The sequence below is a fragment of the Stutzerimonas stutzeri genome (genome assembly GCF_000952685.1).
Taxonomy (GTDB): domain Bacteria; phylum Pseudomonadota; class Gammaproteobacteria; order Pseudomonadales; family Pseudomonadaceae; genus Stutzerimonas; species Stutzerimonas stutzeri_E.
On sequence record NZ_JYHV01000026.1, the window covers coordinates 39,816 to 61,001 of the forward strand.

The following is a 21,186-nucleotide window of genomic DNA, read 5'->3' on the forward strand; positions in this document are numbered from 1 at the left end:
CCAATGACGGAAAACCGGCGAATAGCAAAGCAATGCAGCAAACAAGCCAGCTCCGCGCAAAACGGCTGTAGCGCGTGCTCGTCTTCCTGCCACAACGGCACTCGACTGCGCGAAGGATCGGCCAACGACACGGCTTACTGGTTGGATTCCCGTTCCGCAAGCCGCCACCCGTCTCCGGCGATTCGAACTAGTCGCGCTTGCGCTTGTTACCCATGCGAACGCCAATGTCCATCAAGAACTGAAAGAAACCTTCCTGATCTTCTAGTACGTTGCTCCAGAACGGCGAGTGATAAAGCGCTACTGCGCCGTGCACCAACGCCCAGGCCGCGCAATAGTGGAAATAGGGAGGCACGTCCTCAAGCTTGCCTTCGGAAATGCGCCCCTTGATCAATTGGGTCAGATGATCGAAGTTGGAAGCGCGAATCCGGTGGAGTTCCTCGACCATGTCCGGGACCTGATTGCCCTTGACGACCTTCTCTTCGAGGCGATCGAACAACCGATAGCGCTGGGGGTCACGCATGCGGAATTCGAAATAGGCGCGAGACAGCGCCTCCTTGTCCTGATCAAGGCTCGGTGAATGCAGCAGCTCATTCAGGTCCCGCTCGTAGTCGAGCATGAGCCGCAGATAGATTTCGGCCTTGGATTTGAAATGCTTGTAAATGGTGCCTTTGCCGATGCCCACCCTGTCGGCGATCATCTCGACGGTGACACTGTCTTCTCCTTGATCAAGGAACAGCTGGAGCGCTGTATCAAGAATCTCTTGCTCGCGACGGCGAAATTCGCGGACCTTCCGGGGTTCATTTTGCATAAGAGGCTGCGGCTTGAAATCGAAGCAGATGATTATGCCCATCTAGTCAGAAAATGCACGGAACATCTCTTATGAGTACGTTGAATGACGAATTCCCTCAGATCGAAGGTTTGCGATACCTGAATCACGCCGCTGTCGCACCCTGGCCTCGACGGGCAACTGAAGCCGTGACCGCCTTTGCACAACAGAACATGGCGCTCGGCGCGCGGGACTATCCCCAATGGCTGGCAGTCGAAAGCCAATTACGTGATCGCTTGGCCAGGATGCTCAACGCACCGACATCGGCCGATATCGCGCTGGTCAAGAACACGTCGGAAGCGCTGTCATTCGTAGCCTTTGGCCTGGACTGGGGCGCCGGCGACCAGATCGTCATCAGTGACGAAGAGTTTCCGTCCAACCGGGTCGTCTGGGAGGCTTTGCAACCTCAGGGCGTGGAAGTGATACAAGTCAGCCTCAAGGGCGACGATCCGGAAGCCGCGCTCCTGGCTGCCTGCGGACCCAAGGTACGCCTCATGGCAATCAGCGCCGTACAGTACGCCAGCGGCCTACGGCTCGATCTGCCCCGCCTAGGCGAAGGCTGCGAGCAGCGCGGTGTGTTGTTGTGCATCGATGCGATCCAACAGCTCGGCGCACTCGCTTTCGACGTCCAGCAATACCGGTGCGCCTTCGCGATGGCCGATGGGCATAAATGGCTATTGGGACCGGAGGGCCTCGGCGTCTTTTACTGCCGCAGCGATCTGCGCGCCAGACTGAAGCTCCACGAATACGGCTGGCATATGCTCGAACATGCAGGCGACTACGACCGCAGCGACTGGCAGCCAGCCCGCAGTGCCCGCCGCTTCGAGTGTGGCAGCCCGAATATGCTCGGTGCCATGGCGTTGGATGCCAGCCTTTCGTTGCTCGAAGAGATTGGCATGAGCGAGGTGAGCCGAGCGCTAGCCGAACGCATCGATCACCTGCAACATGAGCTGGCGGCCATGCCCGGCATCGAGTTATTGAGCCCAACCGACCCGTTTCGGCAGGCCGGCATCATGACCTTCAGAGCCAATGGCTGGGAAAACGCAGCGCTGTTCCAGCAGCTCAAGGCCGAGCAGATCGTCTGTGCCCTTCGTGGTGGTGGTATACGGCTCTCGCCCCATTTCTACACGCGCCCTGATGTCATCGAGCAGACATTGACGGTGGTTCGCGGCCTGCTTGCAAAGTGAGCGATCAAGGTGCGCGTAACTATTCCAAATCCGTTTTAAAAAGCGCATGAATCGCCCGGCAAAGTTGCCGATCCGGGCCAATACTTCAGGCACTGGCCGCGCAATCCCCCCAATGCTCGGCCAGCTGAGGGAGCGAGGAACGTGACCTCAAACTCCTAATGGTCTTGGCCCGGCTCCTCGCGACGCCGGGTTTTTTTTGGCTGGCGATAGCAACATGCTTTAGCAATCAGCCAGGCGCGGCGCGCCGACTGGAAAGCCGAAGCCGGAAGCACACCCAGATGAACAGGACCCAGATCGGGATGGCAATGATCGAGGTACGTAGCCCCGGCATCGAGAGCATGATCGCCGCAATCAGTGCCACGAAAGCCAAGCACAGGTAGTTGCTGAAAGGGCACCAGAAAGCCTTGAACGAGGGATCGATACGCTGCGCTGTCATTGCTCTGCGAAACTTCAAGTGTGCGAGGCTGATCATCGCCCAATTGATCAGCAGCGCCGCGACCACGAGTGACATGAGCAACTCAAGGGCCGTCTGGGGTAACAGGTAGTTCACCAGCACGCAGAGCATCGTCACGAGAGCAGAGAGCGCGATTGCCAGAACCGGGACCCCACGACGGTTCACCATCATTAGCACCCTGGGTGCATCGCCCTGCTCAGCCAGACCGTAGAGCATCCGGCTGTTGCAATAGACACCGCTGTTGTAGACCGAGAGGGCCGCGGTCAGCACCACGAAGTTGAGAATATGTGCCGCAGTGTCGCTACCGATCAACGAGAAGATCTGCACGAAAGGACTACCGCTGTAAGGATCGCCGGCAGATCCCAGGGTTTCCAGCAACGTGTCCCAGGGGTACAGCGCCAGCAGGACGCTCAGCGCGCCGATATAGAAGATCAGGATGCGGTAGACGACTTGGTTGATAGCCTTTGGGATGACGGTCTTCGGATCCGATGCTTCAGCGGCGGTAATCCCCACCAACTCCAGCCCACCGAAGGAAAACATGATGATTGCCAGCGCCATGACCATCCCGCTTACGCCGTTGGGGAAGAATCCACCATGGCTCCACAGGTTGCTGAAGCTGGCCTGCTTACCGCCCTCCCCGCTCAGCAGCAAATACAGACCCAGCGCGATCATGCCGACAATGGCGCCAACCTTGATGATCGCGAACCAGAACTCGGTCTCGCCGAACGTTTTCACGTTCACCAGATTGATGAGATTGATCAGCACGAAAAAGGCCGACGCGGTGGCCCAGGTCGGCACCTCGGGCCACCAGAACTGCACGTATTTGCCGACTGCCGTCAGTTCGGCCATTCCTACGAGCACGTAGAGCACCCAATAATTCCAGCCGGAAAGAAAACCGGCATAAGGCGTCCAGTATTTGTGGGCGAAATGGCTGAAGGAACCCGCGACCGGCTCCTCGACGATCATCTCGCCAAGCTGACGCATGATCAGGAAAGCGATCAGCCCGCCAATGGCGTAGCCCAGAATCATCGACGGCCCCGCACTGCGGAGCACGCCGGCCGAACCGAGGAAAAGCCCCGTGCCGATGGCGCCTCCGAGCGCGATCAGCTGGATATGGCGATTTTGCAGGCCGCGCTGAAGCGGCCCGGTACGCAGCGTCTCGCTGGACATGGCGTCACCTTGATAGGTCTGTGACGAGGAAGCGGTCCGGCTCATGACAGTGATACGGAGCCGAGTTGAACCCTCGTATCCGCATGCCGGGGTTCAGGCATGCGGACCGAAGCGGCGCGGATTGTACACGCCATTGGACGACGAGGCTTGAAGGGCACGCGCCTTCGAGCGGCAACCTCGCTCAGCCCTTGACCCGGGTCAACGGGAAGAGTCGCTTGAAGTTATCCGTGGTCTGCTCGGCGAAGACGTCGAAATCGACACCACGTAACTGTGCCAGAAACTCGGCGACCTCGCGCACGTACTGCGGTAGGTTCGGTTTGCCCCGATAGGGGATCGGCGCCAGGTAGGGCGAATCGGTCTCGACCAGCAAGCGATCCGTCGGCACGCGGCGGGCCACGTCTCGCAACGCATCGGCATTGCGGAAGGTCACGATTCCGGAGAGCGAGATGTAGAAGCCCAGATCCAGCGCCGCCTTGGCCATGTCCCAATCTTCGGTGAAGCAATGCAATACGCCGGCTTGTGGCAGTGCCGCTTCGCGAAGCAGCGCCAGCGTGTCGGCACGGGCCGCCCGCGTGTGAACGATTACCGGTTTGCCGCAGACTTGGGCGGCCTCCAGGTGCAGGCGGAAGGACTGCTGCTGCAACTCGGCGGCTTCGGGCTCGTAATGATAGTCGAGGCCGGTTTCGCCAATCGCCACCACGCCTGGCCCATCCAGCTCTTGCAGCAGCCAGTCCAGTGCAGGTTCGGCACCGGGCTCGAGATCCAACGGATGCACGCCTACCGAACAGTCGACATCGTCATAGCGTTGCGCAAGCGCCTTGACCGCCGCGGTATTCTCGACGCTAACACCAATACAAAGAAAATGCCCGACACCACGCTGACGCGCAGCATTCAGCGCGGCATCAAGAGAACCGCCGTGCACGGCAAGATCAAGGCGATCGAGGTGGCAATGCGAGTCAACCAACATGGCGAATTACCCAAACAGAAAACGCGCCATTGTAGAGCAAAGCAACCGAGAGGTCGCAGACCGACCAGATGCAGGTGGGCGTCGCTAGAGGCAAAAAGCCGCCAAGCGATCTTCGCAACTGCGGCTTACATGGTGTGTGTTGGCCGATCGGACTTCATCGCCCCGGCCAGATAGGTTTCAATCTTGTTGCGGGCAGTCGAATCGCCCTCGTTGAACTGGACGCCGACGCCAGCGGCCCGGTTTCCCTGTGCGCCCTTGGGGGTAATCCATACGACCTTGCCGGCGACGGGGATCTTTTCAGGCTCGTCCATCAGGCTCAGCAGCATGAAGACTTCATCACCGAGCTTGTAGCTCTTGTTAGTAGGAATGAACAAGCCACCATGCTTGATGAACGGCATGTATGCCGCATAGAGCACCGACTTATCCTTGATGGTCAGGGACAGAATGCCGTTACGCGGACCAAGGTTTGCAGGCAGGCTCATGCGGTATTCCTAACAACAGTTCCGATGGATTCTAGCTTGGCTCGGGCAAACTTGCCCACTGCACCAAGAGCGCTTCGAGAAGCAAGACACGGTTAAGGTTGGCTTTGCCCAATACTTTTTGCCGGTGGGCCAGCAACCAGTCCTGCATCACCAGCAGCCTGGTCGACGGCGTCTTCTGCGCCAGGTATTGAATGACCTTCTGCATATCGGCAGAGCCAAGCCCCGCTTCATCGCCGGTCATCTGAAAACGCAGAATCAGATGCGCCCACTCACAGAACCAGTCGAACAGCAAAATCAGCGACAGCGGATTCCAGGCCTCGGCCAGCTGACTGGGGGATTGCTGCCGCTTGAGCAGCTTTTTCACCCCTTCTATCACCTGCACGCGCATCTCCAAGACGCCGATATCGTGAAGCTTAAGCGCTGCGAGCGGAGAGTTCGCTGCCAATGTCAGCAATTCTTCACGCTGAACTGCCAAGAGATCCGGAAGCTTGCCGGAAAGCCAATCCAGACTTTGCTGACGACCAGGCAACGGACAACGTTGCTGTACACAGCGACTTTTGATCGTGGGCAGCAGCCGGCTGGGTTGATGACTGATCAACAGCAGCACGGTATTGCCCGCAGGCTCTTCGAGACTCTTGAGAAGCGCATTGGCGGCATTCAGGTTCATCGCCTCGGCAGGTTCGAGCAGAACCACCTTGCGCCCCCCGAGCTGCGCGGTCTGACTGACAAACCCGACCAGTTGGCGAACCTGGTCGACACGGATGGCCTTGTCGACCTCCTCCGGCTCCAGAATGTAATGATCGGGATGGGTGTGTGCCGCCAGTAGCATGCAAGCCTTGCAGCGTCCGCAAGCTCCGCTCGGAGCCGGCTGCTGACACAGCAGGAACGCCATCAACTGTTCGGCCAGTGCACGCTTGCCAATACCCGCTGGACCATGCAAGAGATAGGCATGGGCATGCTGTTGACGACCCGCCAGCAGCTGCCACAGGCTGGCCTGCCAGGGAAGAATGCCGTCAGCCAAGGGCACGCTCCAACAGCTCGGGCAAGAGCGCGTCCAGCGCTCGCTGCACCATTGGCAGAGATTGGCCCGCATCGATTACCCGATAGCGCTGTGGAACCTGGCGTGCGCGATCGAGATAAGCGCTGCGCACGGCCTCGAAGAAGCCCAGCCCCTCCTGCTCGAACCGATCAAGACGCCCTCGCGCAGCGGCGCGGCTTAAACCGATCTCCACAGGCAGATCGAAAATCAGGGTCAGGTCCGGACGCATATCGCCCTGTACGAAGGTCTCAAGCTGCTCGATGCGCTGAAAGGACAGGCCGCGGCCTCCGCCTTGATAGGCATAGGTGGCATCGGTGAAACGGTCGCAAAGCACCACGGCGCCCCGTTTCAGCGCCGGACGGATCACCTCGGCAAGGTGCTGCGCACGCGCCGCGAACATCAACAACAGTTCCGTATCGCTGCCCATGGGTTCATCCGCAGGCGTCAACAACAGCTCGCGAATCCGTTCGGCCAGCGGCGTTCCACCGGGCTCGCGGGTCAGCACGACGTCAAGGCCGTGATCACGAAGGCGCTGCGCGAGGTACTCACGATTGGTGCTTTTGCCCGCGCCTTCAGGCCCTTCCAAGGTAATAAAGAGTCCTGTCACTGGATATTCTCGATCGGCACCGGAGCTTGCCGGGGCGGCGGACTGGAACGATAGTCGGCGCGGCGCTTGAGCTGGTACTCACGCACCGCACGATTGTGCTCGTCCAGCGAATCGCTGAACACATGGCTGCCGTCGCCACGCGCGACGAAGTAAAGGCTTTTTCCTTCGGCCGGATGCAACGCGGCATGAATGGCCTCGCGACCGACCATGGCGATCGGCGTCGGCGGCAGCCCGCTGTTGGTGTAGGTGTTATAGGGAGTCGGCCTGCGCAGATCGTTGCGGGTGATCCGTCCGCGATACCGCTCGCCCATACCGTAGATGACCGTGGGGTCAGTCTGTAGCAGCATACCCCGTTCCAGACGGCGCACGAAGACACCGGCGATTTCGCCGCGCTCCGAAGGCACTCCGGTTTCCTTTTCGATGATCGATGCCATGATCAGCGCCTGGTATGCGTCCTGATAAGGCAAGCCTTCACTGCGCTGCTCCCATTCCTCGGCGAGAACGGCTTCCAGACGTGAATAGGCCCTTTGAAGCAATTCGAGGTCGGTAACGCCGCGGGTAAAGCGGTAGGTGTCGGGAAAGAAACGCCCTTCCGGATGCAAACCCGCCTGGCCGAGTCGCCCCATTATCTCGGCGTCCGACAGACCGCCCAGCGTCTGCTGAATCGTAGGCAACATTTCCAGCGCGGCGCGTACCTGGCGAAAATTCCACCCCTCGACAATGGTCAGGGTGTGTTGAACAACCTCACCCCGCTGCCATAGCCCTATCATGTCGCGGACGGTCATTTCCGGACGCAGCTGATATTCGCCGCTGTGCAATGTCTGCCCAGAAAGATTCAGGCGCCAGTACAGTCGCAACCAAAACGAGTCGTTCAGCTTGCCTTCTCCCTCCAAGCGCTGAAACAAGCCACTGGGCGTATCGCCAGATTCGACTTCCAGCGTCTGCGCCTCATCAAGTTGCAAAGGCTGATCCAGCGCGGCGTAGAGTTTCCAGGCAATCAGTCCGAGCGTCAGCGCGGCGACCAGCACGGCGCCCAAGAGCGCAAAACACAGTTTTCGAATCACGAATTACTCGACAGATCAGCTACCAGACATTGAAGTTTACGTGTGAGCGGACCCACCGGCCATACGCTGGCTCCCAATTGCCGAACAGGCCAGATGCCATAAAGGCTGTTGCAAACGAAAACCTCATCCGCACCGACCAGCTGTCCGAGCGATACGTCATCTATCTTGCTCTGAATCCCCGACTGTCGCGCTCGCTCAAGGATTTCCTCACGCATCACACCAGCCACACCACAACGGTGAAGTGATGGCGTCAACAGTACACCGGACTCCACGATGAAGAGGTTACTGAACACAGCCTCCACCACGCGTCCGGACGTATCACGCATCAAGCCCTCCGCGAAGGTGGAATCCTGCCATTCGGCACGCGCCAACACCTGTTCCAGCCGATTGAGATGTTTCAGCCCGGCCAAAGCTGGCTGCTCAGCGAGGCGAGTCGCACAGGCATACAAGCGCACCCCTCGCTCGCGGTGCCCGACGGGATGATCTGGCAGTGGCGAGCCCAGCAGTACCGTGCGCGGCTGGCAGGTAGCCGGTGGGCCGTAGCCGCGCTTTCCGTCACCACGGGTCAGAATCAGCTTGGCTACGCCAGTACCAAGCGCCGCGCTGAAGGCGGTAATTTGTGCGCGAAGAGCTGTCAGATCAGCTGGAATAGCGAAACGTTGGCATCCAAGACCGAGACGATCCAGATGACGATCGAGAAGCTGCGGCGAACCGCTGACTACCTTGATGGTCTCGAACAGACCATCGCCGTACGCAAGCCCCCGATCATGAACGGGCAGCCCTTCAGCGGGCCGTCCGTCCACCCAACTCAATGTCACTCGACGAACCGACGGAAAACCAGTGAGCCGTTGGTGCCGCCAAAACCAAAGGAATTGGAAACGGCGACATCAATTGTCCTGGGTTTAGCTTCGTGCGGCACGAAGTCCAGATCGCATCCTTCATCGGGCTCATCGAGGTTGATCGTTGGCGGAGCCACCTGATCGCGAATGGCAAGCACGCTGAATATCGCCTCGACAGCGCCGGCGGCACCCAGCAAGTGGCCAACCATCGATTTAGTCGAGCTGACCGACAGCTCGTAGGCGTGACTGCCGAACACTGTCTTTATCGCAGCGGCCTCCGCCTTGTCGCCGGCAGGCGTGGAGGTGCCGTGCGCATTGATATAGTCCACCTGTGCCGCATCGAGCTTGGCGTCCACAATTGCGCTGCGAATGCAGCGAGCCGCACCCGCACCATCATCCGGCGGCGAGGTCATGTGAAAGGCATCGGCGCTCATACCGAAACCGATCAGTTCGGCATAAATTTTCGCGCCACGCGCTTTGGCGTGCTCCAGCTCTTCCAGAACCAGCGCGCCAGCGCCGTCCGACAAAACAAAGCCGTCCCGGCCCTTGTCCCACGGACGGCTAGCTGCAGCCGGATCGTCATTGCGGGTGGACAATGCTCGAGCAGCAGCGAATCCGCCGATGCCGAGACCACTGGCTGCCATTTCCGAACCACCCGCGACCATCACGTCCGCCTCGCCATAGGCGATATTGCGCGCCGCCATGCCGATGCAATGCGTTCCTGTGGTGCATGCCGTAGCGATGGCATAGTTCGGACCTTGCAGTCCCAGGTGGATCGATAGAAAGCCGGACACCATGTTGATGATCGAACCCGGCACAAAAAAAGGCGAAATACGCCGTGGTCCTTGTTCGATCAATGCCTTGCAGCTGTTTTCGATATTGGTCAGGCCGCCAATACCCGACCCCATCGCGACACCGATGCGTTCGCGATTAGCGTCGGTGATTTCCAGCCCGGAATCGCGCACCGCTTGAAAACTGGCCGCTAAACCGTATTGGATGAAAAGATCGAGTTTGCGAGCTTCTTTCGCTGGCAGATATTGCTCGACGTCGAAATTCTTGACCGATCCGCCAAAGCGCGTGGAGTAGGCGGAAAGATCCATATGTTCTATCAGGCCGATGCCACTGCGGCCGGCGAGAATCCCCTGCCAGCTGCTTGGCACATCGTTACCCAGCGGCGATAGCATGCCCATCCCGGTGACTACGACGCGTCTACGCGACACAGCAATTCTCCTTACGTTTATTCGACCTGCTCTGCTCCGCCAGCACGCCAACGAGCAAGAACCAGCCATCAGACTCGCGCGCAGGGGCACGACCAGCTGAATACAACTAACTCAAACAAAAGCCGCACTGCCCGTTCAAGGCAGTGCGGCTTACTGGTTCGAAGCAGGATTACAACTTACTGCGCGTGCGCGTTGATGTAATCGATAGCTTCTTGAACAGTGGTGATTTTCTCGGCCTGCTCGTCCGGGATTTCAGTCTCGAATTCCTCTTCCAGAGCCATCACCAGCTCAACGGTGTCAAGGGAGTCGGCACCCAGGTCTTCGACGAAGGAAGCGCTGTTGGTAACTTCCTCTTCTTTGACGCCAAGTTGCTCGGCAACGATTTTCTTGACGCGTTCTTCGATGGTGCTCATACCTTGTTTTCACTCCTATGGAAAAATCAGGCAGCTGGTCTGCGCGGTAGTGTATAGAAAGCGTTTTCCGCATTTCAAGCTGAAAGCGGGCAAGCATGAGCCGGCTTTCAACCATCTGTCTATAAACAAACCGCAGTTTTATAACGAACTAACCAGCCGTTATGACTGCATACATGCATTGGGCGTCACATTAGCTCATGTACATACCGCCATTCACCGGTACCGTAGCACCGGTGACATAGGCGGCGCCGTCAGAAGCTAGGAAGGCGACGACCTTAGCAATCTCTTCCGCTTGCCCAAGACGCCCCAATGGGATCTGCCCTAGCAATGCGTCACGCTGAGCTTCGGGAAGCTCTCGCGTCATGTCAGTATCAATGAAGCCCGGCGCCACGGCATTGACCGTGATACCGCGCGAACCGACCTCACGGGCCAGTGCTCGGCTGAAACCTTCAAGTCCGGCTTTGGCTGCGGCGTAGTTTACCTGCCCAGCGTTGCCCATGGCACCTACCACGGAACCGATGCTGATAATTCGCCCCCAGCGCGCCTTGGTCATGCCACGCAGGACACCTTTGGTCAGACGGTACAGGCTGCTGAGATTGGTATTGATCACATCATGCCATTCATCGTCTTTCATCCGCAGCATCAGGTTATCGCGCGTGATGCCCGCGTTATTCACGAGAATAGCCGGCTGGCCGAGGTGCTGCTGAATATGCTCCAGCGTAGTCGCGACGGACTCATCGCTGGTAACATCCAGCACCAATCCAGCACCTTCGATGCCGTTTTCCTTGAGCGTTTCGGCGATGCGCTCGGCGCCCGACGAAGAAGTCGCCGTGCCAATCACGATGGCGCCCTGGCGACCGAGCTCCAGCGCGATGGCCTGACCGATACCGCGGCTGGCACCTGTCACCAGGGCGACCTTGCCTTGCAGACTCATAAATATCTCCTTGTTCAGACCAGTGCGCTACGAGTGGCAGCGAAAGCTTCTGGCGTTTCTAGATTGTAGGTATTGATGCCCTTGACGCAGCGCTTGTTGAGACCGGACAGTACCTTGCCCGGGCCACATTCGACCAGGTCGGTCACGCCCTGCGCGTTCAACGCAACAATGGTCTCGACCCAGCGAACCGGGCTGTAGAGTTGAGCTAGAAGATCATGCTTGAGCGTATCGAGATCGGATACGATCGCCGCGCTGACATTCTGGACCAACGGAATCTGAGGCGCCTGCCAGGCGGCCGCAGTGACGGAATCGGCGAAACGCTCCGCTGCAGGGCGCATCAGGGCACAATGCGACGGCACGCTGACCGGCAGCGGCATGGCGCGCTTTGCGCCCTTGGCCTTACAAATCTCGATAGCACGCTCAACGGCCGCAGCGCTGCCAGCAATTACCACCTGACCAGGCGCATTGAAATTGACGGCACTGACCACCTCGCCCTGCGCCGCTTCGCTACAGGCCGCCAGCACATCGGCGTCATCCAGCCCGAGGATCGCTGCCATACCGCCGGAACCAGCAGGAACGGCTTGCTGCATGAGCTGGCCACGCAGCTCGACCAGCTTCACCGCATCAACGAATGGCAGGCTGCCTGCAGCGACCAAAGCAGAATATTCGCCCAGGCTATGGCCTGCGACGAACGCTGGGGTCGTTCCGCCTTCAGCCAGCCACAGGCGCCACAGCGCAATCGAAGCAGTCAGGATCGCCGGCTGAGTCTTATCGGTCTGGTTCAACTGCGCCTCTGGACCTTGCTGGGAAAGCGCCCAGAGGTCGTACCCCAGCACGGACGAAGCTTCAGCGAAGGTATCGATGACCAGGGATTGCTGGGCCCCGTGCTCGGCAAGCATGCCGAGGGACTGGGAGCCCTGCCCTGGGAAGACGAATGCAAGTGATGCGGACATGAAACGGCTCTCTTGTGGTTGTTCGTCAGAAGAATACGCCACGGGGACGCACCGGATTGTCAGTTGGATGGCGAGCCGTTGGACGTGGTCACATCAGCAGCGCCTTTTACCGACCGATTGGTCACGAGCAAATGCTCGAGCCGACTGTGCAATCGCTCCGGCAGATTGTGCTCCACGTCCTGGGTTGCGCGCAGGATAGCCGACCGGAAGCCCTCAGCACCGGCGCTACCATGACTTTTCACGACGATGCCCTGAAGCCCTAGAAAGCTGGCACCGTTGTACTGCGCCGGGCGCAGATCGGCCCGCAACTGACGCAACAGCGGCAGAGCCAGCGCCCCTACCAGACGAGAAATCAGTGAACGGCGAAAAAGCGCTTCGACGCGCAAGGCAACCAGATGCGCCAGCCCCTCGCTGGACTTGAGCAAGATATTGCCAACGAAGCCATCACACACCGCTACGTCAGTTTCACCGCGAAACAGTCCGTCACCCTCGACGAAGCCCCGATAATTGATGTCGCCCGCCTGCTGCAGCAGCGCAGCTGCCGCTTTGACCTGCTGGTTTCCCTTGATCTCTTCGGTGCCAACATTAAGCAACGAAACGCGTGGCTGCTCGATACCAAGGCTCTGCGCAGCAACCGATCCCATCACTGCGAATTGATAGAGCTGCTCGGCAGTACAGTCCACATTTGCACCGAGATCAAGCAATAGACAGGCGCCCTCAATCGTAGGAATCGCGGTCATCATGGCGGGTCGGTCGACCCCGGGCAATGTCTTCAATACATGACGGGCGAGCGCCATCAACGCGCCAGTATTCCCAGCGCTGACACACGCTTGAGCCTGACCGTCGCGCACCAATTCCAGCGCAACGCGCATGGACGAGCGTGGCTTGCTGCGCAATGCCTGCGTCGGACGCTCGTCCATGCCGATCACTTCGTCGGCATCGACAATCGTCAGACGCGCGCGATCCACACCCGGACGTCGAGCGATGATCTCTTCAAGAATGGAGGATGGGCCAACCAAGGCCAGGTGCAGCGAGGGGACTTCAGCCAGACAGTGGAGACTGGCCGGAACAATGCAGTGGGGACCGAAGTCCCCACCCATTGCATCGATCGCTATGATCGGAGCAGACAAGACTTACTCGTCAGCGCCCTTGTCGATCACTTTACGACCACGGTAGAAACCTTCCGGGGAAACATGGTGGCGCAGGTGAACTTCACCGGTGCTCTTTTCCACGGACAGGGCGTTCGGCTCGAGCGCGTCGTGCGAGCGACGCATGTCACGGGCGGAACGGGATTTTTTGTTCTGCTGAACAGCCATTGGGATCAACTCCTAAACGTTTGGGTCACGCTTTAACTGAGCCAGTACGCTGAACGGGTTGGACCGCGATACCTCGTCCTCACTCGGCTCGGGCTCATCAGGCCCAGCCGGCGGCTGGCAAACTTCTTGGTCATGGAGTGGAACAATCGGAAGAGCGAGCAGAAGCTCCTCTTCAACCAGCGCCAGCAGATCCAGAGGATCCTCTCCCACTTCCAGCACGTCATAGCCCTTAGGCAGGTGCTGGCTGCTCGAACCTTCATTCACCACGGCATAATCGCACTCGCTGTGAATAGGTAGAACAACCGGCTCCAGACAACGCTGGCAAATCATGGTGACCTCAACATCAAGCTCACTGTGAATGACCACAGTGCGCTGCTCGTCGCGCCCAAAATCAAAACTGGCGCGCACCACACCCTTGTCATCCTCAAGAGGATCGACGAGCCGCTTCAGCCCAGACAATTGCAGCTCACCCTTCAGGTTAGCTGCTCGGTCAGCAAGCTTGCGCGGATCTACGTGCGGAGGTATTGGTCCTTTCAACATAAGCGCGGCATTCTAGGGATGCGCCTCTCGACTGTCAAAGGAATTCAGCCGCACAATTGAGGTCCGCCGACCGACGATCGGACCTCTATATAAAAGGAAGGAAAATGCGCCGCCTGCTTCTCGCATCCAGCTCTCCCTATCGACGCGAACTGCTCTCGCGATTGCAGCTGACCTTCGATTGCAGCGCCCCGGAAATAGATGAGACCGCGCATCCTGAAGAGCTGCCGGAGCAACTGGTGCGTCGGCTGGCTTACGAAAAGGCGCAAGCACTGGCGCCGACCCATCAGGACCACCTGATCATCGGCTCGGATCAGGTCGCTGTGTTAGAGAAGAGCATCCTGGGCAAACCCCGAACATTCGAGCGAGCGAAGCAGCAGCTACAAGCCTGCAGTGGCAAAAGCGTACTTTTCCTGACTGCATTGGCCCTACTGGACAGTCGAACCGCAAGCACCCAGATCGATTGCGTCAGCTTCATCGTCCATTTCCGAGACCTCGATGACCACCAGATCGAACGTTATCTGCACGCCGAGCAGCCCTACGATTGTGCAGGCAGCTTCAAGGCCGAAGGTTTGGGTATCAGCCTGTTCCGCGCCACGGAAGGATCGGATGTCACCAGCCTGATCGGATTGCCACTGATCCGACTGGTCGACATGCTGAATAACGTCGGAGTCAAAGTTCCCTGACCCCTCAACCTAGGAGAACTAGCGCAGCTGCGGCCCTTGGAATCCCATCCACAGCGCCAACTGGGCACCGACGCTTGCACCAAGCTTCTTGGTGAAGCGATCCAGCGCGGAATCCTTCACGGTGAAATCCACCAATTCCTCTTCGCCAATCACTTCGCGCGCCACGTAGCTGGTATTACCCAGACCATCAATGAGTCCGAGCTCAAGCGCCTGCTCGCCGGACCAAATGAGCCCGGAAAACAGCTCAGGATGATCGGCGACCTGCAGCCGATCACCACGTCCTTGCTTGACGCTGTCTATGAACTGGCGATGAGTGGTGCCGAGCACGTCGCGCCAAAATTTGGTTTCCTCCGGCTTCTCCGGCTGGAATGGGTCGAGAAACGCCTTATGTTCGCCCGATGTGTAAACCCGGCGCTCGACCCCCAGTTTGTCCATCGTTTCGACAAACCCGAAAGTCGCCGCCGTCACTCCAATTGAACCGACCAGGCTCGACTTGTCGGCATAGATCTCGTCTGCGGCACTGGCAATATAGTAAGCGCCCGAGGCACCCAGATCGGCGATCACCGCATAGACTTTGATGTCGGGGTGCTCGCCACGCAAACGCCGAATCTCGTCGTAAATGTAACCCGACTGTACGGGACTGCCGCCCGGGCTATTGATTCGTAGAACGACGCCCTTGGTTTTGGGATCTTCGAAGGCCGCGCGTAGCGCCCCGACGACATTGTCCGCACTCGCTGACTCTTCGTCGGCGATCATGCCGCGAACGTTGATGACCGCCGTGTGGCTGCCGCTCGCGCTCCTGCTGTCGCCGATCTCCAACAAAGGCGAGAACATCAGCAGCGCTCCGAAGAGATAGACGAAGGTCAATAGCTTGAAGAATATCCCCCACCGCCTAGCCCGCCGCTGCTCCTGGACACCGGCGAGCAAGGTCTTTTCCAGCAACTTCCAACTTCTGCGATCTTCCTGCTGCTCGCTCACAGGTGCTTTCCATTCATCCGACATTCGCAACTACCTCTGCTGTACTTGCGGAGCGCAGCCAATCGCCAAGCTCCGAAAAACAATTAATGGCCATGAGCGGCGAACATGCGCGCAGCACCTCGATCGGCTGCGCACCGTAGGACACCGCAACACTATCTACCCCAGCTCGCCGGGCCATCTCGAGATCGAATACCGAGTCCCCAACCATCAAGGCCCGCTCGGGGCTGACCCGGCACTGTGCCAAAATCTCATGAATCATTAATGGATCAGGTTTGCTCGCGGTTTCATCCGCACAACGGGTCACATCGAAGAAATCGCTCCAACCCTGCCCGTCCAACACCCTATCCAGCCCGCGCCTTCCTTTTCCGGTCGCCACGGCGAGCAGATGCCCCTGGTCGCGAAACTGCTGCAGCGCCAGCGCAACTCCGGGGTAAAGCTTCGATGGTTCGGCCTCCAGCATGAGGTAATGGTCGGCATAGGCACGACGAAACGCCTCAGCCGTCCGCGCATCCGTGACATGTGGATACAGCACCGCAATGGCTTCGGGCAAACCCAGCCCGATGATCCCCTTGATAGCCGCCTCATCGAGGGGCGGTAGGCCGCAACGGGCTGCGGCGACAGAGATGGATTCGACAATACGCCCGATCGAGTCCATCAGGGTGCCGTCCCAATCGAAGATCAGGAGCTCGTATCTACTCACCAAGCCTCTCCAGCGTCCGCGCCCAAACGTCGTCGACAGGCGCTTCCAGACTCAGTTCGCCACCGTCAGGCAAGGGCACTTTCAACGCATAGGCATGAAGAAACAATCGCTTGCCGCCCAGATCACGAATGACCTTCGAAAACTCTTCGTCGCCATACTTGTTGTCGCCCGCAATTCCGTGCCCCGCGTGAAGCGCATGGACACGAATCTGGTGGGTACGCCCTGTTACCGGCTTGGCCTCGACCAGCGTGGCAAAATCGCCGAAACGACGTAGCACGCGGAAGAGCGTCAGCGCATCTTTGCCCTCTTCAGTGACCTCGACCATCCGCTCGCCCGAGCGCAGCGTATTCTTCATGAGCGGCGCGTTCACCTGCTTTCTGCCGGTCTCCCAGCGCCCCCGCACCAGCGCCATGTAACGCTTATCGACACCATCGCCACGCAACTCCTGATGCAGGTGACGTAGCATGCTGCGCTTCTTCGCGACCATCAGCAGCCCGGACGTATCTCGATCCAGGCGATGCACCAGCTCCAACTCCTTCGCATCGGGACGCAGTTGACGCAGCGCCTCGATGACGCCAAAGCTGAGCCCACTGCCGCCGTGCACAGCAATGCCGGCAGGCTTGTTCAGCACAATAAGCGCCTTGTCTTCATAAACGATGGCCGCTTCCAGTCGCTCGAGAAGCCCTTGCGCCACCGGGACCGCCTCGTCCCGCTCGGGTAATCGAAGCGGCGGCACCCGGACTATATCGCCGGCCCGCAGCTTGTATTCAGGCTTTATTCGCCCTTTATTCACGCGTACTTCGCCTTTGCGCAAAATGCGGTATATCAGCGTCTTGGGTACGCCCTTGAGCTGAGTACGAAGAAAGTTGTCGATGCGTTGGCCGGCAAGCTCCGGCACGACCTCGAGCATTTGCACGCCGGAGGTCTGAGAGGGGGTATTGGTCATCGCCGGATGATATCAATTTTCATGGATTTGAAGCACTTAAACATTGCTGTTATAGTCCCGAACGCCGCCAAAAGTGGCCAGGTCAATGAATGCCAGCGAAACCGCCATTCCTGACCCAGCAAATGTTCGAGGACGTGAGGCCGTCCGACGGAGCTTCCCTCAAGTAGCGGTGAAGCCCCGAAACAAGCCTTGAAGACATGATGCGTAACCCCGACGGGGAAGCGCGATAATCGATAACCCGCCCGGATTCTGCGAGCGGCACCCGATTTTCAAAGTATGAGTGTTGGGTGGAGATGTACAGCCATCGGATTGCGTAGCAAAGGCTTTCATAGACGCTTCATTCCGTCCGCTACCGATTGCTGATTCCTCCTCCCGAACCATTGCTTCTGTTCCGACAGCAAGCAGGAGACGTCGTCGCGACGCCGGCCCAACTGGCCTTACATCGCTGGACACTGGAGTGCCTTACAACCATTCCTGACTCACCTGACACCGACCGCGAGAGTCGTGTGTGCCGAACGCCGTTTCCGCTGCCCTGGAAACCGACGGTACTACATGAAAAGAATGCTAATTAACGCAACTCAACCCGAGGAGTTGCGTGTCGCACTGGTCGACGGCCAGCGCCTGTTCGATCTCGATATCGAATCCGGTGCCCGTGAACAGAAGAAAGCCAACATCTACAAAGGCAAGATCACGCGCGTCGAGCCCAGCCTCGAAGCCGCTTTCGTGGATTTTGGCGCCGACCGCCACGGCTTTCTTCCCCTCAAAGAGATCTCCCGCGAGTACTTCAAGAAGGCCCCCGACGGCCGCGTCAACATCAAAGAAGTCCTGAGCGAAGGCCAGGAAGTTATTGTCCAGGTCGAAAAAGAAGAGCGTGGCAACAAGGGCGCAGCCCTGACGACTTTCATTAGTCTAGCCGGCCGCTACCTTGTTCTGATGCCGAATAACCCACGCGCCGGCGGCATCTCTCGCCGCATCGAAGGCGAGGAGCGCAACGAACTCCGTGAAGCGCTGAATGGCCTCGATGTCCCTGCCGACATGGGTTTGATCGTCCGCACCGCCGGGCTCGGCCGTTCCAGTGAAGAAATGCAATGGGATCTGGACTACCTGCTGCAGCTCTGGAGCGCGGTCAAGGAAGCTTCCCAGGATCGCCCCGCCCCTTTCCTGATCTATCAGGAATCCAACGTTATCATCCGCGCCATCCGCGACTATCTGCGCCAGGATATCGGCGAAGTTCTGATCGATAGCGTCGAAGCCCAGGACGAAGCCCTGTCCTTCATCCAGCAAGTCATGCCGCAGTACGCCAGCAAGATCAAGCTGTACGAAGACAGCGTGCCGCTGTTCAACCGTTTCCAGATCGAAAGCCAGATCGAAACCGCCTTCCAGCGCGAAGTAAAGCTGCCGTCCGGCGGATCCATCGTCATCGACCCGACCGAAGCTCTGGTGTCCATCGACATCAACTCGGCGCGCGCCACCAAGGGCGGCGATATCGAGGAAACCGCGCTGCAGACCAACTTGGAAGCCGCTGAGGAAATCGCTCGCCAGCTGCGTCTGCGCGATATCGGGGGCCTGATTGTCATCGACTTCATCGACATGACCCCGGCGAAGAACCAGCGCGCCGTGGAAGAGAAGGTTCGCGAAGCGCTCGAGGCCGATCGCGCCCGTATCCAGGTTGGACGTATCTCGCGCTTCGGCCTGCTGGAAATGTCTCGTCAGCGCCTGCGTCCGTCGCTCGGCGAGACCAGTGGCATCGTCTGCCCTCGCTGTAACGGCCAAGGCATCATTCGTGACGTCGAGTCGCTGTCGCTGGCGATCCTTCGCCTGATCGAGGAAGAGGCGCTAAAAGATCGCACGGCAGAGGTTCGCGCCCGCGTCCCCTTCCAGGTCGCCGCATTCCTGCTCAACGAGAAGCGCAACGCCATCACCAAGATCGAACTGCGCACCCGCGCGCGAATCTTCATCCTGCCGGACGATCATCTGGAAACGCCGCACTTCGAAGTGCAGCGTCTTCGCGATGACAGCCCGGAAATCATTGCGGGCCAGGCCAGCTACGAGATGAGCCCGACCGAGGTCGAAGAAGCCCAACCGGTCAGCTCGACACGCACCCTGGTTCGTCAGGAAGCGGCAGTGAAAACCGCCCCTCCACGGACGGCGCCCGCACCGGCGCCGGCCGCCACGCCAGTAGAAGCCGCCGCGCCTGCCGCCCAGGAGCCGAGCCTGTTCAAAGGGCTGGTCAAATCGCTGGTCGGTCTCTTTGCCGGCAAGCAGGAAGCCCCGGCCGCTGAAGTCAAGCAGAAGCCCGCCACCAGCAGCCGTCCGCAGCGCAACGACGAGCGTCGCAGTGGCCGCCAGCAGAACCGTCGCCGTGATTCACGCAGCAATCGCGACGAAGAACGCAAGCCGCGCGAGGAACGTGCTCCGCGCGAAGAGCGCGCCCCACGTGAAGAGCGTCAGCCCCGCGAAGAGCGCCAGCCTCGTCCTCCACGCGAGGAGCGTAAGCCACGCGAAGCCCGTGAACCTCGCGAGCCGATCGAGGCCAACGACAGCCCGGCGCAGCCACAGCCGCGTCGCGAACGCACGCCACGCGAGGATCGCCAACCCCGCGAAGAGCGCAAGCGCGAATTGCGTGCACCGCTGGATGAGCCAGTCCAGACCGCTCCAGTGGGGGCTGCCAGTGAGGAAATCACCGAGCGTAAACCGCGCCCGCCTCGCGAAGAGCGTAAGCCTCGCGCAGAGCAAGCCGCGAGCACGGACGAACTGCAGCAAAATGACACCGCAGAAGCCACGCAGGATGAACAAGAGTCGACCGAAGGCGGAGATCGTCCGCGTCGTCGTTCCCGCGGTCAGCGTCGTCGCAGCAACCGCCGTGATCGTCAGCGTGATGCCAACGGCAACGAGATTGGCGAAGAGTCCGAGAACAACGTTGCCGAAGTCAGTGAAAGCAATGCACCGGTGAAATCCGAACAGGTTGCCATTGCCGCGACGGCAGCCGCCCTAGCGGCGAACACGGCCGACACCGACACAGCACCAGCGGCGATCCAGGCCGAGGCGACGTCGGAAACGCCAGCGTCAGCCAATGCCGAAACGGCTAGCACGACCGAAACGGCGAAGCCCGCAGAAGAAGTCAACGCAGCGCCAACAGGCGACACCACGACACCGACTATCGCAGAAGCCGCACCAGCCGCTGCCCCGCAGCCAGAAGCTGGCCAACCAGAACTTTCGGCAATCGAGCCTGAGGTCGCGCAAGCACCGGTCGAACCGGTTGCCGAACAGCCAGCGGCAGCGCCCGTCGAACCGGTAGCTCCAGTTCTGACAGCGACCGGCCGCGCACCCAACGACCCGCGCGAAGTACGTCGTCGCCGCCTCGAGCAGGAGCGCCAGGCCAAGGAAGCAGCCGAAGCCGAAGCGAAGGCCGCCGAAGCGAAAGCTTCAGCCGAAGCACAGACACCAGCGGAACTGGCAAGCCCTGAAATCGTTGTCAGCGAGGCGGTTAATATTGCATCGGCCGAACAACCGGTCGCCGATTCAGCCAGCAGCAAGGAAGAGCAGGCCATCGAACCGGCGCCGGCGCAGCCACAAACGGCCGAACCAGAAGCCGAACAGGCCGTCACAGAAGCTGTTCTGCTCGAGGAACCGATCAAGCCCACCACGGAAGCTGCCCCTGAGGTGGCCGACGAAGCCACCGAGCAGGATGACGCCGATAAGCGCCAGAACTGACAGGCACAGCAGTAAAAAAAGGGATGCTTCGGCATCCCTTTTTTGTGTCCATGTGCCCGTCACTGGGACCTACAGGAAATGGATACGCCGGTAATCCTCGACACGGCACAACCGAAAGCGATCAGACGCAAGCCGCCCGCCATACCAACGAGTA

Annotated in this window: 21 protein-coding genes; 3 read left to right on the forward strand and 18 right to left on the reverse strand. The window is 59.5% G+C overall.

Translation table 11 applies throughout. The annotated features are described in order from the left end of the window. Positions 1 to 187 precede the first annotated feature (187 nt). Positions 188 to 808, reverse strand: a complete 621-nt coding sequence (locus UF78_RS14190; RefSeq protein WP_045162936.1) for a TetR/AcrR family transcriptional regulator — start codon at positions 806 to 808, stop codon at positions 188 to 190. A gap of 71 nt (positions 809 to 879) precedes the next feature. Here UF78_RS14190 and UF78_RS14195 point away from each other — a divergent pair, with 71 nt between their 5' ends. Further along, positions 880 to 2,013, forward strand: a complete 1,134-nt coding sequence (locus tag UF78_RS14195; RefSeq protein WP_045162866.1) for an aminotransferase class V-fold PLP-dependent enzyme — start codon at positions 880 to 882, stop codon at positions 2,011 to 2,013. A 226-nt stretch (positions 2,014 to 2,239) separates the two neighbouring features. Here UF78_RS14195 and UF78_RS14200 read toward each other — a convergent pair whose 3' ends face one another. From UF78_RS14200 to UF78_RS14265, 14 genes are all read right to left on the reverse strand, one after another. Further along, positions 2,240 to 3,637, reverse strand: coding sequence for an amino acid permease (locus tag UF78_RS14200; protein WP_045162937.1), 1,398 nt, complete (start codon positions 3,635 to 3,637; stop codon positions 2,240 to 2,242). 181 nt (positions 3,638 to 3,818) lie between these two features. After that, positions 3,819 to 4,604 carry a TatD family hydrolase gene (locus tag UF78_RS14205; protein WP_045162867.1) on the reverse strand — a complete coding sequence of 262 codons (786 nt, stop codon included), beginning with the start codon at positions 4,602 to 4,604 and terminating at the stop codon, positions 3,819 to 3,821. 125 nt (positions 4,605 to 4,729) lie between these two features. Then, a complete protein-coding gene (locus tag UF78_RS14210) occupies positions 4,730 to 5,086 on the reverse strand; it encodes a PilZ domain-containing protein (protein ID WP_025241024.1) in 357 nt (118 codons plus the stop codon). Between the two features lie 31 nt (positions 5,087 to 5,117). Next, on the reverse strand, positions 5,118 to 6,107 hold the full coding sequence (locus UF78_RS14215; protein ID WP_045162868.1) for a DNA polymerase III subunit delta': 990 nt from the start codon (positions 6,105 to 6,107) through the stop codon (positions 5,118 to 5,120). After that, on the reverse strand, positions 6,100 to 6,732 hold the full coding sequence (gene tmk, locus UF78_RS14220; RefSeq protein WP_045162869.1) for a dTMP kinase: 633 nt from the start codon (positions 6,730 to 6,732) through the stop codon (positions 6,100 to 6,102). Before tmk ends, UF78_RS14215 begins: the two co-directional genes overlap by 8 nt. Further along, the gene (gene mltG, locus UF78_RS14225; protein WP_045162870.1) at positions 6,729 to 7,796 is read right to left on the reverse strand and encodes an endolytic transglycosylase MltG; all 1,068 of its coding nucleotides are present in this window, start codon (positions 7,794 to 7,796) and stop codon (positions 6,729 to 6,731) included. The genes tmk and mltG overlap by 4 nt, the downstream gene beginning before the upstream one ends. Continuing rightward, a complete protein-coding gene (gene pabC / locus UF78_RS14230) occupies positions 7,793 to 8,608 on the reverse strand; it encodes an aminodeoxychorismate lyase (RefSeq protein WP_045162871.1) in 816 nt (271 codons plus the stop codon). The genes mltG and pabC overlap by 4 nt, the downstream gene beginning before the upstream one ends. A gap of 2 nt (positions 8,609 to 8,610) precedes the next feature. Continuing rightward, positions 8,611 to 9,855 (reverse strand): beta-ketoacyl-ACP synthase II, encoded by a 1,245-nt coding sequence (gene fabF, locus UF78_RS14235; protein ID WP_045162872.1) that lies wholly within the window; start codon positions 9,853 to 9,855, stop codon positions 8,611 to 8,613. Positions 9,856 to 10,031: 176 nt separating this feature from the next. After that, positions 10,032 to 10,268, reverse strand: a complete 237-nt coding sequence (acpP, locus tag UF78_RS14240; protein WP_003283670.1) for an acyl carrier protein — start codon at positions 10,266 to 10,268, stop codon at positions 10,032 to 10,034. Positions 10,269 to 10,458: 190 nt separating this feature from the next. Further along, entirely contained in the window at positions 10,459 to 11,202 is a 744-nt protein-coding gene (fabG, locus tag UF78_RS14245; protein ID WP_045162873.1) for a 3-oxoacyl-ACP reductase FabG, read from the reverse strand. A gap of 14 nt (positions 11,203 to 11,216) precedes the next feature. Further along, positions 11,217 to 12,155, reverse strand: coding sequence for an ACP S-malonyltransferase (gene fabD, locus UF78_RS14250; RefSeq protein ID WP_045162874.1), 939 nt, complete (start codon positions 12,153 to 12,155; stop codon positions 11,217 to 11,219). 59 nt (positions 12,156 to 12,214) lie between these two features. Beyond that, positions 12,215 to 13,285: a phosphate acyltransferase PlsX gene (gene plsX / locus UF78_RS14255; RefSeq protein ID WP_080890630.1), complete on the reverse strand. Its 1,071-nt coding sequence runs from the start codon at positions 13,283 to 13,285 to the stop codon at positions 12,215 to 12,217. A 3-nt stretch (positions 13,286 to 13,288) separates the two neighbouring features. Next, entirely contained in the window at positions 13,289 to 13,471 is a 183-nt protein-coding gene (rpmF, locus tag UF78_RS14260; protein WP_019342480.1) for a 50S ribosomal protein L32, read from the reverse strand. Positions 13,472 to 13,483: 12 nt separating this feature from the next. Then, positions 13,484 to 14,011: a YceD family protein gene (locus UF78_RS14265; protein WP_045162876.1), complete on the reverse strand. Its 528-nt coding sequence runs from the start codon at positions 14,009 to 14,011 to the stop codon at positions 13,484 to 13,486. Positions 14,012 to 14,115: 104 nt separating this feature from the next. Here UF78_RS14265 and UF78_RS14270 point away from each other — a divergent pair, with 104 nt between their 5' ends. Then, positions 14,116 to 14,694: a Maf family protein gene (locus UF78_RS14270; RefSeq protein WP_045162877.1), complete on the forward strand. Its 579-nt coding sequence runs from the start codon at positions 14,116 to 14,118 to the stop codon at positions 14,692 to 14,694. A gap of 18 nt (positions 14,695 to 14,712) precedes the next feature. Here UF78_RS14270 and sppA read toward each other — a convergent pair whose 3' ends face one another. Genes sppA through rluC form a run of 3 tightly spaced genes read right to left on the reverse strand, consistent with a single transcriptional unit; the run spans position 14,713 to position 17,318 of the window. Next, positions 14,713 to 15,696, reverse strand: a complete 984-nt coding sequence (gene sppA, locus UF78_RS14275) for a signal peptide peptidase SppA (protein WP_045162878.1) — start codon at positions 15,694 to 15,696, stop codon at positions 14,713 to 14,715. After that, positions 15,686 to 16,372, reverse strand: a complete 687-nt coding sequence (locus UF78_RS14280) for an HAD-IA family hydrolase (protein WP_045162879.1) — start codon at positions 16,370 to 16,372, stop codon at positions 15,686 to 15,688. The genes sppA and UF78_RS14280 overlap by 11 nt, the downstream gene beginning before the upstream one ends. Further along, on the reverse strand, positions 16,365 to 17,318 hold the full coding sequence (gene rluC, locus UF78_RS14285) for a 23S rRNA pseudouridine(955/2504/2580) synthase RluC (RefSeq protein ID WP_045162880.1): 954 nt from the start codon (positions 17,316 to 17,318) through the stop codon (positions 16,365 to 16,367). The genes UF78_RS14280 and rluC overlap by 8 nt, the downstream gene beginning before the upstream one ends. A gap of 552 nt (positions 17,319 to 17,870) precedes the next feature. Between rluC and rne the strand changes: the two genes are divergently transcribed. Then, positions 17,871 to 21,032, forward strand: coding sequence for a ribonuclease E (gene rne, locus UF78_RS14290; protein ID WP_196298672.1), 3,162 nt, complete (start codon positions 17,871 to 17,873; stop codon positions 21,030 to 21,032). Positions 21,033 to 21,186: the final 154 nt, after the last annotated feature.

Excerpts from the sequence above, each read along its gene's own strand:
- UF78_RS14190 (WP_045162936.1), bottom strand. The coding sequence starts at position 808 with ATGCAAAATGAACCCCGGAAGGTCCGCGAATTTCGCCGTCGCGAGCAA.
- UF78_RS14195 (WP_045162866.1), top strand. The coding sequence starts at position 880 with ATGAGTACGTTGAATGACGAATTCCCTCAGATCGAAGGTTTGCGATAC.
- UF78_RS14200 (WP_045162937.1), bottom strand. The coding sequence starts at position 3,637 with ATGTCCAGCGAGACGCTGCGTACCGGGCCGCTTCAGCGCGGCCTGCAA.
- UF78_RS14205 (WP_045162867.1), bottom strand. The coding sequence starts at position 4,604 with ATGTTGGTTGACTCGCATTGCCACCTCGATCGCCTTGATCTTGCCGTG.
- UF78_RS14210 (WP_025241024.1), bottom strand. The coding sequence starts at position 5,086 with ATGAGCCTGCCTGCAAACCTTGGTCCGCGTAACGGCATTCTGTCCCTG.
- acpP (WP_003283670.1), bottom strand. The coding sequence starts at position 10,268 with ATGAGCACCATCGAAGAACGCGTCAAGAAAATCGTTGCCGAGCAACTT.
- fabG (WP_045162873.1), bottom strand. The coding sequence starts at position 11,202 with ATGAGTCTGCAAGGCAAGGTCGCCCTGGTGACAGGTGCCAGCCGCGGT.
- fabD (WP_045162874.1), bottom strand. The coding sequence starts at position 12,155 with ATGTCCGCATCACTTGCATTCGTCTTCCCAGGGCAGGGCTCCCAGTCC.
- rpmF (WP_019342480.1), bottom strand. The coding sequence starts at position 13,471 with ATGGCTGTTCAGCAGAACAAAAAATCCCGTTCCGCCCGTGACATGCGT.
- UF78_RS14265 (WP_045162876.1), bottom strand. The coding sequence starts at position 14,011 with ATGTTGAAAGGACCAATACCTCCGCACGTAGATCCGCGCAAGCTTGCT.
- UF78_RS14270 (WP_045162877.1), top strand. The coding sequence starts at position 14,116 with ATGCGCCGCCTGCTTCTCGCATCCAGCTCTCCCTATCGACGCGAACTG.
- sppA (WP_045162878.1), bottom strand. The coding sequence starts at position 15,696 with ATGTCGGATGAATGGAAAGCACCTGTGAGCGAGCAGCAGGAAGATCGC.
- rluC (WP_045162880.1), bottom strand. The coding sequence starts at position 17,318 with ATGACCAATACCCCCTCTCAGACCTCCGGCGTGCAAATGCTCGAGGTC.
- rne (WP_196298672.1), top strand. The coding sequence starts at position 17,871 with ATGAAAAGAATGCTAATTAACGCAACTCAACCCGAGGAGTTGCGTGTC.